Source organism: Sphingobium sp. B12D2B (assembly GCF_025961775.1).
Taxonomy (GTDB): domain Bacteria; phylum Pseudomonadota; class Alphaproteobacteria; order Sphingomonadales; family Sphingomonadaceae; genus Sphingobium.
In genome coordinates this window covers 894,265-908,302 of the sequence record NZ_JAOQOH010000001.1, presented here as the reverse complement: position 1 = coordinate 908,302, position 14,038 = coordinate 894,265, and the positions used below count along the sequence as shown (strand labels likewise).

Sequence of the window (14,038 nt, the reverse complement as noted above, 5' to 3'; positions counted from 1 at the left end):
CGCGTCAGCAAAGGCCGGGAAAGTTAAGCCCGCGCCGCCTGTGCCTGAGCGCGCCGTCGCTTGGCGGCATAGAGCGCCTCGTCCGCCTCGCGCATCAGCACTTCCATGTGGCTCTCCTCGGCGCGCGCGGTCGCGGTGCCGATGCAGGTGGAGATGCGGATGCGGTTGCCCTCGATGACGAAGGGCTGCGCGATGGCGCGGACCACGCGATCAGACAGCAGCGTGGCATCCTCCGCCTTATCGAGGCCGAACTGCACGATGACGAACTCATCGCCGCCCAACCGCGCCACGATATCCTCGCTGCGGATGGCACTGCTCAGCCGCTTAGCGACCATCTGCAGCAGCGTATCGCCGGCGGCATGGCCGTGGGTGTCGTTCACCGGCTTGAACCCGTCGAGATCGAGATAATGAACGGCCACGATCCCCTTTCCCCGCTTGAGGACCACGGCCTCATCGAACCGCTCGCGCAAGGCGAGCCGATTGGCGAGGTTGGTCAAAGGATCGCGCCGGGCCAATGACCCGGAGGTCAGCCGCTTGCTGATGCCTGTCACGGCAGACTCATGCCGCGTCGCCAGACTTTGCGCGCCGGCATAGAGGAAGGCGAGAATGGAGGCGCCGGTGGCGATCGACATGGCATCGGCACGGATAAAGGCGGCCAGAGCGGTGGGGAGGCTGGCCGCCAGCATGCCCGGCACGGCAACGGGGGGGCGCAGGCCCGACCCGGCGGCGAGGCCGGCACAGAAGCCGACGACCAGACACACCATCAATGGCTGCCCGTCCGACTTCTGCAGGATGACGAGCCCGCTGAACAGGCCAAGCGCGAGGGCAAAGCTGAGTTGGGGTATGAGGAACATGAGCTCGAGCTGTCTGGCTCGAACCGGGTGAAGGTCGCTGGCCAGGGCCTGCCCGCGCAAGCGTAGCGTGACGATGATCCGCACCCCCATCGCCAGCACTCCGGCCACGCCGAGCGTCAGTGTGAGCCGGTCCCGCGTCTCGTTCACAATGAGGGCGACGCTGAGGGTAAAGGCGACCGCCATGATGGCAGACGGCGTCACATTGACGAACAGGCTGCGCACCAGTTCGACATACACCTTGTCTGCGAGCAGCACCTGCCGGTTGATCATTGGCCCTCTTCCCTGCCCCTTTGTACCAGCAAAACACACGGGCGCCGAGAATGTTCGCCGGGAGCCGGAAAAGACGGGAAATGCCAAGACGGCGCAGTGGTTCCCTACGCGCGGAGTTGGCGCGTTATCCGCGGATCAAGGTTCCGGCGGCCCGCAGGCTTTCATCGCTATTGACGAGCATCGACCAGCCCTGCGCATGCTGCTGCTCCAGCAGGCGACCGATCTCGCGATAGCCCTGCGCGAGCGGGTAGCGCTCATGCGCCTCCAGCCAGAGCCGCAGGAGCAACCGCTCGCGACCGGGCGTGTTGGTAAAGCCGGTGCGCGAGTGCATTACCCGGAAATTGTGCCAGAAGATCATCTCGCCCGGCTGCAGGGTGAAGGATACCTTCAACTCCGGCCGCGCCGCCATGCGCATCAAGACGCGCAAGGCCTCCACGAAGCGCTCCGGCACCGGCTCGCCCCTGATCTGCGCGGCCTGCACGATGAAGAGCACATAATTGTAGATGCCGATATGCCCGTCGATCACGGAGAAGCTGGGCACCTTGTAATCGGTGACGCTCTCCAGGCTGGTCGGGTAATAATAGCCCTCCTCCAGCACCGCCAGAACGTCCGGCCGCTCCGCCTGGATCGCCGCATAGACGGCGGCAGCACTGACCAGCCCGCTCACCCCGCCTTCCGGCGAGGTGACGACGGAAGCCAGGCTGAGAATCTCGTGATAGTCTGTGTGCGGCCCGAGCTCGGTATCGTTAAGATAGCCGCGCCGTTCGGGATTGGGCTCCTTGCGCACCAGCCCGATGCGATCATGCCGCGCGCTCTGTTCGACCGCGCGGCCCAGATGCGTCCCAAGACCGAAGTGCAGGCGCTGGAACGCCTCCAGATCGTAGCGCGCGATGTCGATCCCGCTCAGCAACACGGCGCCGCGCCCGGCCATCAGGTCGTAATTCACCGCTGCCATCAGGCTCGCGATCTCAGGCGCGCAGAAATCCTCCCGCGTGACGGATGTTGGCGCGCGGCCCTGCGTGGCGCGGACGGCAGCGTCCAGCGCGTCGAGCTGCGCCGGTGCCAGCCGCCGGGTCAGGCCTTCGGCACCCCCGCCGAGCGTGCCGGTCCATGCGCCGGAAGGCTTGCCGAGACGGGTCAGTTCGCTCGGGTCGGGGCGGGATAGGGTCGCGCTGTCAGTCATCAATACTCTCAATTCGCAGGATCATTCCGCAACGGCGGCCTGTTCGGCTTCCGGCATCTTGCCTGCCTGGTCATGCAGGAACACGCCCTGCCTGCGCAACTCTGCCTGCAGGCTGGTCACATCGAGCGCGCGGGGCTGGACGCCGGCGTTCACACTGAGCGCGGCTGCGGCGCCAGCGGCCTGTCCGGTCAGCCAGCATTGCGGGATCTCGCGCATGAAGCCATGCGAGTTGGCATCGCAGCTGATGTGCTTGCCGCCTGCCAGCAAGCCATCGAGCTTGCGCGGCACCAGCGCGCCATAGGGCACCGAGATCACCGGATATTTGAGGCTGACCGAGGGGCTGACCCCGACCTCGTCAGGCAGCGCAATGCCATCGGCCCACTGGCTGCGCAGGATCTTGCCCATGCCGGCCAGACGCCTTGTGTGCCGCACGCCAAGCTGCGAGCCGCTCTGCAGCATATAGCATTGCTCGAACCCCGGCGCATGGGCGAGGAAGAATTCGCAATGCGTCTGCATGAACCGGTGCGAGCGGATCTCCAGCTCGGTCTGGTCGTCGACATCCAGCGCCGACAGGCCGGACTGGCGTGGGCCGAGGAACAGCGCGATGTCGTTGCGCCAGGAGACATAAGGCGGCTGGAAGAAGCCGAGCCGCTCACGGCCGAGCTTGGCGAACTCGGCATATTGCTCGGGCTCATTGGCGCGGAACGCCAGCCAGCGGTCCATGTCCACACCGCCCAGCATGAAGCCGGTGTTGGCGCTGTGGTGGACGTCGCCTTCCTCGATATCGGTGTCGAACTCGGCGCCGGCGCGCGCGAAGATGTCGCCATCGCCGGTGGTATCGACCACCACCTTGGCACGCAGCGCCTGACGCCCGGCCTTGGATTCGAACACCACCCCTTCGACCTTGCCGTCGGCGACCATCGGCACTGCTGCCCAGCTGTGGAACACCAGCCGCACGCCGGCTGCCAGCAGCATCTCCTGACTGATCAGCTTCAACCGCTCGGGATCGAGCGTGGGCGACCAGCAGACCGTGCCGTGGAACGCGGCAGTGCGCTGGCCCCAATAGCTCGCCTTCTTGGGATCGCGCGAGCCCCAGTCGGCGCGCGGTGGTCCGGCAAGGCCAGCGGCGGGCAGGCGCCCGAGCACATCATTGGCAAAGCCCTGGATGACCTGGCGACCGGTCCAGTCGGTCATCCGGTCGATCCAGATCACGAGGCCGCCGGTGGAAAGGCCGCCCAGATGATTATAGCGCTCCATCAGCACCACATCAGCCCCAGCCTGCGCCGCTGCCCAGGCCGCCGCCGTGCCCGAAGGCCCGCCGCCGACCACCAGCACGTCGCAGCTGTGATACACCGGAATCTCGCGCGCGGGCTCGACCCAGGTCCCCGTGCCATTGGCCCGCGGCAGCACCCGACCACCCGTCTCGAACACGTCAGAGGCCAGAAAACGATCCTCCGACTGGCGAACCTGACGGACCTTCGGCGTCTGCTCTTCAGCCATTGACATTCTCTCCTCACTGATTCGCCTTGCTTCATAGTCAAGGCAACAAATTTTCGCTCGTGTATAGAGAGCTTGCTAATTATTAGTTCAGATGTAGCTAAACAGGTAGCGAAATGATCGCGGTCCCGGCAAAGGACGGCGAGATATGGATAATCTGCGCGAAGAGGGAGATGCCTGCGGTATGGCCAGAGCGGCAAAAACGGTTGATCTTGCGACGTTGCTCGACGGACGCAAGCTCACGCCCTTCAACTATCTGCTGATCATGCTCTCCTGGCTCGTCACGCTGTTCGACGGGCTGGACATGATGATGATGTCGTTCACCGCCCCCTATATGCAGGACGAACTGCAACTGACCGACATCGAGATCGGCAATGCCTTCTCGGCCGGCACGGTGGGCATGGTCGTCGGCGGGTTGATCTTCACTTATGTCGGCGACCGCATCGGCCGCCGCCCGACAATCATCATGTGCACCTTCGCCTTTGGCATCCTGACCTTCCTCACCGGTTTCGCGACCAATTATCCGGCGCTGCTCACCCTGCGCTTCCTCGATGGTCTGGCCATTGGCGGCGCTCTGCCGCTCGCCTGGGCGCTCAATGTCGAATTCGTGCCACCCAAGCTGCGTGCCACAGTGATCGCCTTCATCATGATGGGCTTCAGCCTCGGGAGCGCGGCCGCTGCCCCGCTCACCAACATGATCGCACCCATCCATGGCTGGGAAGGCGTGTATTTCGCCGGCGGTATCGGCTCGGTCGTCTGCGCGCTCGCCATCGCGATTTTCCTGCCGGAATCCCCGCGCTTCCTGGCCAGTAAGGGCATCAAGCCCGAGCTGATCGTCGCGACCATCAAGCGGCTGGACAAGAGCATCGACGTGCAGGCGGACGACCAGTTCATTCTGGCCGACGAAGGCAAGCACAAGCGCAACTTCCGTTTCAGCGACCTGTTCGTCGGCAATCTGCGCCTGCTCACGCCGATCATTTGGATCGGCTATGGCGCCAGCGCCCTCGGCATCTTCTTCAAGTCCGCCTTCGGCCCCCTGGTGCTGGAGCGGATGGACGTGGCGCGGGAAACCGCCGCCAACGTTTCGGCCATCGGCGCGCTGCTCGGCGCGGTTGCCGGCGTGGTCATCATGCGCTTCTCCGCCCGCTACGGCCTCAAATTCGCGGCTGCCTGCACGCTGCTCATCGTGCCCATGGCCGTTGGCATAGGCATGGAGTGGATTCCTCGCGCGATGCTGCTGCCGACCATCGTGGTGCAGAGCATGCTGGTCGGCGGCTGCCATGCGGCGATCATCAGCCAGCTCGCGCTTTATTATCCGAGCGCGATCCGGGCGAGCGCCGGTGGCTGGGCCTCGGCGGTGGGCAAGATCGGCGGTATCGTCGGCCCGCTCATCGGCGGCGCGATCCTCGCAAGCGGCATCCCCGCCGTGCGTACCTATGCACTGGCGGCGATCTGCCCCTTCATCCTCTTCCTCTCGATCCTCGTGATCAACATGCTGCTCAAGCGGCCGGAACGCCCGGCGGCTGCGGCATAAGGACGATGACTTAGCCAGATCCTCCCCGCTTGCGGGGAGGGGGACCGCCGAAGGCGGTGGAGGGGGTTATCGTCCCCCCCTCCGTCAGCGCTGCGCGCTGCCACCTCCCCATTTATGGGGAGATTTGAGGCGCGCTTAGCCGAGCGCGCGCTCGATGAGCGCCATGGTCGAGGGGTCGAAACCCTGCGCGCCATTCTGTTCGATGGACTTGGCGATCTCCTTGCCGAGCTCCACGCCGAACTGGTCGAAGCTGTTGATCTCCATCAGCACGCCATTGGCAAAAGTGCGGTGCTCATAGAAGGCAATCAGCGCGCCCAGCGTGTGCGGGCTCAGCTCATCGATGAGGATCGTCGTTGAGGGACGGTTGCCCGGATAGGCCCGGGCCGGATCGGCAGCATTCTCGCGACCCTGCATCAGCGCGGCGCCCTGCGCGAAGCAATTGACCAGAAGCGTCTGGTGATGGGCAGGGTCGAGCGTGTCGCCCGGTTCGGTCACCGCGACGAACTCCACCGGCACGACATGCGTGCCCTGATGGAGAAGCTGGAAGACCGCGTGCTGCGCGTCCGTGCCGACACCGCCCCATGTGATTGCAGACGTCGGTCCATCGACCGGGCTGCCATCCGCCTTCACCGACTTGCCGTTGCTCTCCATCTCCAGCTGCTGAAGATAGGAAGGCAGCAGCCGCAGCCGTTGATCATAAGCGAAGACCGCGCGGGTCTGGCAGGCTAGGACGCGGGCATAGAACAGGTCGACAAAGGCAGCGCGCAGCGGGGCGTTGTCGCGAGCGTCGGCGTGGCGGAAATGCCGGTCCATCGCCGCAGCACCCTCTAGCAGCGCCTCATAGGCATCCCAGCCCAGCGCCAGCGCGGCCGGGAAGCCGATGGAAGACCAGAGCGAATAGCGCCCGCCCACGCTTTCGGAAAAGCCCAGGATGCGCGTTTCGTCCACGCCCCATTCGATGGCCTTGTCCGGCGCGGCGGTGAGCGCGATGACCTGGCCATAGGGATCGTCTACCCCGGCCTGCGTCATCCACGCGATCGCGCTGGCGGCATTGAGCATCGTCTCGGTGGTGGTGAAGGTCTTGGAGGCGATGACGAGCAGCGTGAAGGCCGGATCGAACCGGGCCATCGCATCCTCCAGCGCCACGCCATCGACATTGGAGACGATGGCGACGTCATAGCGGTCGGCATGACGAGCAAGCGCATCGACCAGCAGATCAGGCCCCAGCGCCGATCCGCCGATGCCGACGTGCAGGATGTGGCGGATATCGCCGAGCGCGCCGGCCTCGATGGCGTCGATCAGCGTGCGCATCCGCACCTTGTGCTCGCGTGCGGCGGCCACGCTGTCCGGGTTGCCCTCGCCACGCTCCGCGGTGTGCTCGACAGCGCGCCCTTCAGTCACGTTGATGACCTCGCCGGCGAACATCGCCGCGCGCTTGCCGTTAAAATCAACTGCCTGTGCCAGCGCCTCGAAGGCCGAGAGCGTCGTCTCGGTGAGGTGCGTCTTGGAGAAATCGAAGCGCAGGCCAGCCTCTTCGACCACATGGCCCGCCAGCCGATCCGCATCGTCGCGGAACAGGCTGCGCAGATCGGGAATCGGCGCCGCCTTGATGTCGGTCCAGCAAGCGGTGATGCGATCAGGGTCGGTCATGGTGCGTAAGCGCTCCGGTCTGGCGTTGCTTCATTAAGGGGCGGCATATCCAATGCGCAGGCCTATTGCACGTGCGAAGCGCGCCACAATGCTTGACGCCGCCACCCCCGCCCCGCAAAGACACTATATTCCCCGTCATCGCGACGAACCTGTCTGGAAAGCTGCCCTTCGATGTCCCACAAATCCGAGACACGGGATTTCCTGTGGTTCCTCGTCAAGCTTGTGGTGATCGTGGTGGCGATCCGCTCGCTGCTGATCGCGCCGTTCAATATTCCCTCCGAATCCATGCAGCCGCGCCTGCTGATCGGCGACTATCTGCTCGTCTCCAAATGGTCCTACGGCTATTCGCGCTACAGCTTTCCCTTCCAGCCCGCTGTGTTCGAGGGGCGAGTGATGGGCAAAGTGCCCGAGCGGGGGGACGTGGTGGTGTTCGCCTCGCCGGGCAATCCCAAGGAAGACTGGATCAAGCGCGTCATTGGCCTGCCGGGCGATACCATCCAGATGCAGGACGGCGTCGTCTATCTGAACGGCAAGGCCATTCCCAAGCGGCGAATCGATGATCTGGTGATCCCGGTGACCGCCAACATGCTGCAGGCAGCCAATACCGAGCGCAGCCCCTCGCCCTGTTTCATCGAGGAATTCGAGTTCACGGATGCCAAGGGCGAGGCCTTTTGCCGCTACCCGCGCTATCGCGAGACGCTGCCGAACGGAAAAAGCTACGAAGTGCTGGACCTTATCGACGGTCCGGCGGACAATAGCGCCGTCTCTGTTGTACCGGAGGGCCACGTCTTCGTCATGGGCGACAATCGCGACCGCAGTGCCGACAGCCGCATTCCCGTCGACGCCCGGGGCGTCGGACCGTTGCCGATCGACCATCTGATCGGGCGGGCGCTGGTCAGCTTCTTCTCCACCGACGGTTCGGCCAATCTGCTCCTGCCCTGGACATGGTTCACCGCCGCCCGGCCTGAACGTATCGGCGAAGGCTTTTGAGCACGGCCGATCTCGACGCCTGGCTCGCCGACCTTATCGGTCAGGCGCCGGGGCAGCGGGCGCTCTATGAGCAGGCGCTGACCCATGGCAGCGCCAGCGCGACCCATTATGAGCGGCTGGAGTTTCTGGGCGACCGGGTGCTGGGGCTGGTGATGGCCGATTGGCTCTACGTCCGCTTTCCCGCCGAGAAGGAAGGCCAGCTCTCCCGCCGGTTCAATCAGCTGGTGACCGGCACTAGCTGCGCGCAGGTTGCTCGCGAGATTGGCGTGCGCACGCATCTGCGCCTCGGCAAGCAGGCGCGCGACGACGGGGCGGTCGAGAGCGACAATGTGCTCGGCGATGTCGTGGAAGCGCTGATCGGCGCCATGTATCTGGACATCGGCATGGATGCCGCGCGGGCGTTTATCCACCGCATGTGGGAGCCGATGGTCGAGGGACAGGCCAGCGCGCCCAAACACCCCAAATCAGCGCTGCAGGAATGGGCGGCCGCCCATAATCGCCAGCCGCCCCATTATGAGCTGCTGGAGCGCAGCGGGCCGCAACATGCCCTGCGCTTCACCATCTCGGTGTCCATCCGCAGTGCGGGTGAGGCGCAGGGCGAGGGCCATTCCAAGCAGGAGGCCGAGACGGCCGCCGCCATTGCCCTGCTCGCCAAGCTCAAGGCATGATCCGCACCCCCTTTTCAGCCAGCGCGCGCCATGCGCCCGACGGAGTGACCAGTGACCTCAACGCCATCGCCTGACCATCAACGCTGCGGCGTCGTCGCGGTCGTGGGGGCTCCGAATGCGGGCAAGTCCACGCTGACCAATGCCCTGGTCGGCCAGAAGATCGCGATCACCAGCCCCAAGGCGCAGACCACCCGCACGCGGGTAATGGGCATCGCCATCGAGGGTCCTGCGCAGATCATCCTCGTCGATACGCCGGGCATCTTCCAGCCGGACCGGCGGCTCGACCGCGCCATGGTGCAGGCCGCGTGGGGCGGCGCGCAGGATGCCGACCTGATCGCGCTCATCGTCGATGGCCGCGCCGGCCTTGGGCCCAAGATGGAGCCGATCCTCGACGGCCTCTCCCAGCGGCGCGAAACAAAATGGCTGATCGTCAACAAGGTGGACATCGCCGCCAAGGACAAGCTGCTCACGCTGACCCAGCGCCTGCACGAGCGGGTGGATTTCGCTGAGACCTTCTTCGTGAGCGCCACCACCGCGGACGGGCTGGTCGACCTCAAGGCCGCCATGGCCGCCGCCGTGCCGGAAGGGCCATGGCATTTCCCCGAGGATCAGGTTTCGGATGCCACAGACCGCCTGCTCGCCTCCGAAATCACGCGCGAGCAGCTCTATCACCAGCTCCACGACGAACTGCCCTATCAAAGCGCGGTCGAGACCGAGCAATATAAGGAGCGCGCCGACGGGTCGGTAGAGATCCACCAGCAGATCCTCGTCGCGCGGGCAACGCAGCGCGGCATCATTCTCGGCAAGGGCGGGCAGCGGCTGAAGGAGATCGGCAGCAAGGCCCGGGCCGAACTGTCGAGCCTGCTGGGCGTGCCCGTCCACCTCTACCTGCATGTGAAGGTGAAGGAAGGCTGGGACGAGGACCGCCACGTTTATCGTGACATCGGTCTCGACTGGGTGGACTGACCCCATCCCTCGCGCAATCCCGGATTGGATCAATCCGCTCCTCGCGTCGAAACCAGTGGTTGACGCCACGACCCTGCTTTTTCATGGAGCTTAGGTCGCTACCGAACGCCGGGAGGCTCGGTCGCGGGGGTGGGAGGATTGATCGCTTTTGGGAAGAGCGCTGCCCAGTCTGACCGAAGCTATCCTGAGTGCGCCTCTCACCGAGGGCGGCTGGGAGGGCGCCTTGCGTGCGCTCGCCAGAGAGACGCGGTCCTTGTCCGGCCAGTTGCTCGGGATCGGATCGCCAACCACGCTGGCCTTCAACCTCCTCACTGATCCGGTGAACGAGCGTCTCTGCCGCCAGTTTGACAGCGAGGTTGCCAACTATTCCCATGGAAACTGGCGGGTCGCCGCTGCCAGCGGTCCGCTCGATGTGCGCCACGAATATCATTATGATGCCATCAAGGCCGCGCAGAACACCGACATCTATGACGACTTCACGCATGACGCCAACATGCCACATGGCTGCCAGGTGGTGCTCGTCAATGACGGGCAGGTGATGGTCGGACTGGCCGTTCTGCGTACCTATCAGGATGGGCGTACCACCGAGGCTGATCGCGCCGTTTTCACGCAGGCCGCGCCGCTGATGCAGTCCGCCGTCCGGATGCAGCGCACGCTGGAAGGCGAAGGCGCAAAGCTGCTCGCCGGATCGCTGGACACGATGAACACCGCCGCCTTCGTGTGCGACGGGCTGGGCCGGGTGTGCGCCACCACCCGCGCCGGCGAGGCGCTGCTCCGCGCCGAAGATCTGATCATGCTGCGCGATGAGCGGTTGACCGCGCCCAACAGCGCCGAAGCGCGCGAGCTGCGGATGCAGATCGGCGCGATGCTGCAGGCAGGTGACCTGGCGCTGCCGAGTTGCGGGGTGTGGCTGGGCCAGCAGCGCCCTATCGCCCAGCGCCGCCTGTGCGAGATCTTCCGCCTGCCGGCCAAACCCGCCGCGCTCGGTTTCGAGCCGCGGGTGCTCGTCACTGTACGCGCGGCTGGCAACATTGGCGCGATGGAGCGCCAGGCATTGCAGCGCATGATGGGCCTGACGCGGGCCGAGACCGAGATCGCCATGCTGCTGGCTGAAGGCACCTCCCGCGAAATGATCGCCCAGCAGCGCGGCACGAGCCTTGGCACGGTCAACATCCAGATCAAGCGCCTGTTCGAGAAGACCGGCACCAATCGGGAAGCCGAGCTGGTCGCGCTGATCAATCGCCTGCTCCGCTGAGCGGCTTTTCGGACTTTATCAACGTCAACCATCGCGCATGGCTTGACCGGCGGAGGACAAGCGGGCAGCAGCGGCAGCACGAGACTTTTCGAGAGGAGCCGGAATATGAGCGATCGCCGCATGGTGACCATTGCGCCCACCGGGGGCACCACCTTCAAGAGCGCCAACCCGGCGCTGCCCACCCAGCCGCAGGAAATCGCCGATGACGTCTATGCCTGCTACAAGGCCGGCGCCTCGATAGCAGCCATCCACGCGCGGCGCCCGGACGACGAGGCGACCTGCAACCCGGCCATCTATCGCGACATCAACGAGCGCATCCGCGCCAAGTGCGACATCATCCTCAACAACTCCACGGGCGGTGGCAACAGCGGGGACATGCTCATCGAGCGGCCCGACGGCATGTTCGAGAACAGCTTCGAGGAGCGTCTCAAGGGCACCGAGGGCGGCGCGGAAATGTGCACCTTCGACGGTGTGACCGTGGTCGACACGATCAGCGGCAAGGACGTGCTGGTCATCACACCACCCTCGCGCTGCGAAACGCTGGTCAAGGCCATGGTCGACAAGGGCATCAAGCCGGAGTGGGAGGTCTTCTCGCCCGACCACATCCTGCAGGACGTCACGCGCCTGATCCAGAAGGGCTATGACAAGCCGCCCTACTACATCAACATCGTGCTGGGCGGCGAGAAAGGCTTTCAGGGCGCGATGCCCTACAGCACCGACATTCTCGACTTCATGGTGAAGTGCCTGCCGCCGCAGTCGATCTGGTGTATCTCCGGCATCGGCCCGGCCCAGCTTCCGGCCACCACGCAGGCGCTGCTGCTCGGCGGTCATGTCCGCGTGGGGCTGGAGGACAATCATTATTATTCGCGCGGTGTGAAGGCGACCAATTTGCAGCTGATCGAGCGGCAGGTGCGCATCATGAACGAGATGGGCATCGAGCCGATGAGCGCGGCGGAGTCGCGGGAGTTGCTGGGATTGAAGGCGGTCTGAAGTCAGGCGGTGGGGGGTGAGTGATGTGCCGCTGCCTCGACGGCAGGCACAGGTGCGAGCTTGCTCCCCACCCCAACCCCTCCCCTGAAAGGGATGGGCTTAGGAGGGTACGCGCAGCGGTTTGACTCTGCTGCACTGACCATCCAAGGTTGCCCGGTCGATGAACGCGCGGACGGGCTGCTGAGATCTGCCTCATCGAGCATGGAACCGCCCGATTGTCCGCGCTGACCGCGCCGGCCTGACGGCTGCCGGGGATTGGGACGGACAGCATGGCGGACGCATCGATGGGTTTCGGGCTGGGGCAGGCCATCATCCTGATGGGGGCCGGCGTGATTGCGGTGCCGCTGTTCCGGCGGCTGGGTCTCGGATCGGTGCTAGGCTACCTCGCCGCCGGCCTCTCCATCGGTCCCTTCGGGCTAGGGCTGATCAACGATCCGCAAGCACTGCTGCACATCGCCGAGCTAGGCGTGGTGATGTTCCTCTTCATCATCGGCCTCGAGATGCGGCCGCGCAAGCTGTGGAACCTGCGCAAGCAGATCTTCGGCCTTGGCGCGGCGCAGGTGCTGCTGTGCGGGGCGCTGCTGACCCTGCTCGGCATGGCGGCCGGCCTGCCTCCGGCCGTAGCGGCGGCAGGCGCGATGGGCTTCGTCCTCTCCTCCACCGCTGTCATCATGCAAATGCTGAACGAAGCTGGGGACGCGGGCACCGAGGAAGGCCAGAAGGCGATCTCGATCCTGCTGCTGGAAGACCTCGCCATCGTGCCGCTGCTCGCGCTCGTCGCCTTCTGGGCGGCGTTCCATGGCGCGGCGGGCGTGGAGGACGCGCCGCCCGTCTGGCAGAGCATCGGCCTGGCGCTGGCGGCGCTCGCGGCGTTGATCGCGGCGGGGCGCTGGCTGCTCGATCCGCTGTTCGGCCTGATCGCGCGGGCCGGCGCACGCGAAGTGCTCACCGCCGCGGCGTTGCTCATCGTGTTGGGATCAGCCGTGCTGCTGGATGCCGCCGGGCTTTCTATGGCGATGGGCGCTTTCCTCGCTGGCGTGCTGCTCTCCGAATCCAGCTATCGCCATGAGTTGGAGGCCGATGTCGAGCCGTTTCGCGGCATCCTGCTCGGCCTGTTCTTCATCAGCGTGGGCATGTCGCTCGATCTCTCGACGGTGCTCCGCGAGTGGCAGCTGGTGCTGGGCGGCGTCCTCGCCTTCATGGTCGTCAAGGCGATCGGCATCTATGCCGTCGCGCGGCTGATGGGCTCGGCCCACAGCGCCGCGAGCCACCGCGCAGCGCTGTTCGCGCAGGGCGGCGAGTTCGCGTTCGTGCTCTATGGCGCGGCGCTGGCGGTCGGCCTTTTCGATGCGCGGATCGCGGCGATCATGAGCGCGATCGTCATCCTCTCCATGGCGCTGACGCCACTGGTGCTCATCGTGCAGAACCGGATGCGCCGCAACGCGACGGTTTCGCTCGACGGCGTAGACAAGGCCAAGGACCTGACCGGCCGCATCCTGTGCATTGGCTTCGGCCGGTTTGCGCAGGTGGCAAGCCAAGCGCTGCTCGCGCGGCGCTTCGAGCTGTCGCTGATCGAAAATGATGTCGAGATGATCCAGGCGGCCGGCAATTTCGGCTTCAAAGTCTATTATGGCGATGGCACGCGGCTGGACGTGCTTCATGCCTCCGGCGCCGGGCGGGCCGAGGCAATCCTCGTCTGCGTCGACAAGCCGGATGTGGCCGACAAGATCGTCGAGCTGTGCCGGCACGAATTCCCGCTCGCCAAGCTCTATGTGCGCGCCTTCGACCGCGGCCATTCGCTGCGCCTGATCAAGGCGGGCGTCGACTATCAGATCCGCGAGACGTTCGAATCCGCGCTGGCCTTCAGCGAGGCGGTGCTGACCGACCTCGGTGTCGATGAGGACAACGCACGCGAGGCAATCGAGGACGTGCGCGAGCGCGATGCGCAGCGGGTGGAGCTGCAGTTGGTCGGGGGGATCACGGCGGGGCGCTCACTGATGCGCGGCAATATGGTGACGCCGGAGCCGGAGCCGTTCTTCCCGCCGCAGCGGGCTGAGGGCAGCTAGGGGGGGTGGGCGGGCCGGAGTATCATGCCCGCGTTCCATTTGTGTCGAGCGAAGTCGAGACACGCCAGAACTGCGCATGGTGTCTCGACTTCGCTCGACACGAACGGGGGTAGGG

At 65.4% G+C, this 14,038-nt stretch carries 11 protein-coding genes; 7 read left to right on the top strand and 4 right to left on the bottom strand.

What is annotated here, in order from left to right:
* Positions 1–23 precede the first annotated feature (23 nt).
* The 3 genes from M2335_RS16510 to M2335_RS04330 all read right to left on the bottom strand — a co-directional run bounded on the left by M2335_RS16510 (position 24) and on the right by M2335_RS04330 (position 3,807).
* On the bottom strand, positions 24–1,124 hold the full coding sequence (locus tag M2335_RS16510) for a diguanylate cyclase domain-containing protein (RefSeq protein WP_181560572.1): 1,101 nt from the start codon (positions 1,122–1,124) through the stop codon (positions 24–26).
* Between the two features lie 124 nt (positions 1,125–1,248).
* Positions 1,249–2,307: a TauD/TfdA family dioxygenase gene (locus tag M2335_RS04335; RefSeq protein ID WP_264585711.1), complete on the bottom strand. Its 1,059-nt coding sequence runs from the start codon at positions 2,305–2,307 to the stop codon at positions 1,249–1,251.
* A 21-nt stretch (positions 2,308–2,328) separates the two neighbouring features.
* The gene (locus M2335_RS04330) at positions 2,329–3,807 is read right to left on the bottom strand and encodes an FAD-dependent oxidoreductase (protein ID WP_264585712.1); all 1,479 of its coding nucleotides are present in this window, start codon (positions 3,805–3,807) and stop codon (positions 2,329–2,331) included.
* A 181-nt stretch (positions 3,808–3,988) separates the two neighbouring features.
* Between M2335_RS04330 and M2335_RS04325 the strand changes: the two genes are divergently transcribed.
* Positions 3,989–5,338: an MFS transporter gene (locus M2335_RS04325; protein ID WP_264593895.1), complete on the top strand. Its 1,350-nt coding sequence runs from the start codon at positions 3,989–3,991 to the stop codon at positions 5,336–5,338.
* A 135-nt stretch (positions 5,339–5,473) separates the two neighbouring features.
* Here M2335_RS04325 and pgi read toward each other — a convergent pair whose 3' ends face one another.
* The gene (pgi, locus tag M2335_RS04320; RefSeq protein ID WP_264593894.1) at positions 5,474–6,988 is read right to left on the bottom strand and encodes a glucose-6-phosphate isomerase; all 1,515 of its coding nucleotides are present in this window, start codon (positions 6,986–6,988) and stop codon (positions 5,474–5,476) included.
* Between the two features lie 171 nt (positions 6,989–7,159).
* On the opposite strand from pgi, the gene lepB reads away from it, so the two are divergent.
* The 6 genes from lepB to M2335_RS04290 all read left to right on the top strand — a co-directional run bounded on the left by lepB (position 7,160) and on the right by M2335_RS04290 (position 13,923).
* Positions 7,160–7,978 (top strand): signal peptidase I, encoded by an 819-nt coding sequence (lepB, locus tag M2335_RS04315; protein ID WP_264593893.1) that lies wholly within the window; start codon positions 7,160–7,162, stop codon positions 7,976–7,978.
* Entirely contained in the window at positions 7,975–8,646 is a 672-nt protein-coding gene (rnc, locus tag M2335_RS04310; protein WP_264579713.1) for a ribonuclease III, read from the top strand. Before lepB ends, rnc begins: the two co-directional genes overlap by 4 nt.
* Before the next feature lie 51 nt (positions 8,647–8,697).
* Positions 8,698–9,612: a GTPase Era gene (gene era / locus M2335_RS04305; protein ID WP_181560578.1), complete on the top strand. Its 915-nt coding sequence runs from the start codon at positions 8,698–8,700 to the stop codon at positions 9,610–9,612.
* 223 nt (positions 9,613–9,835) lie between these two features.
* Complete coding sequence (locus M2335_RS04300) at positions 9,836–10,867, top strand: helix-turn-helix transcriptional regulator (RefSeq protein ID WP_181560579.1); 1,032 nt, start codon at positions 9,836–9,838, stop codon at positions 10,865–10,867.
* A 105-nt stretch (positions 10,868–10,972) separates the two neighbouring features.
* On the top strand, positions 10,973–11,857 hold the full coding sequence (locus M2335_RS04295) for a 3-keto-5-aminohexanoate cleavage protein (RefSeq protein ID WP_181560580.1): 885 nt from the start codon (positions 10,973–10,975) through the stop codon (positions 11,855–11,857).
* 269 nt (positions 11,858–12,126) lie between these two features.
* Entirely contained in the window at positions 12,127–13,923 is a 1,797-nt protein-coding gene (locus M2335_RS04290; protein ID WP_264593892.1) for a monovalent cation:proton antiporter-2 (CPA2) family protein, read from the top strand.
* Positions 13,924–14,038: the final 115 nt, after the last annotated feature.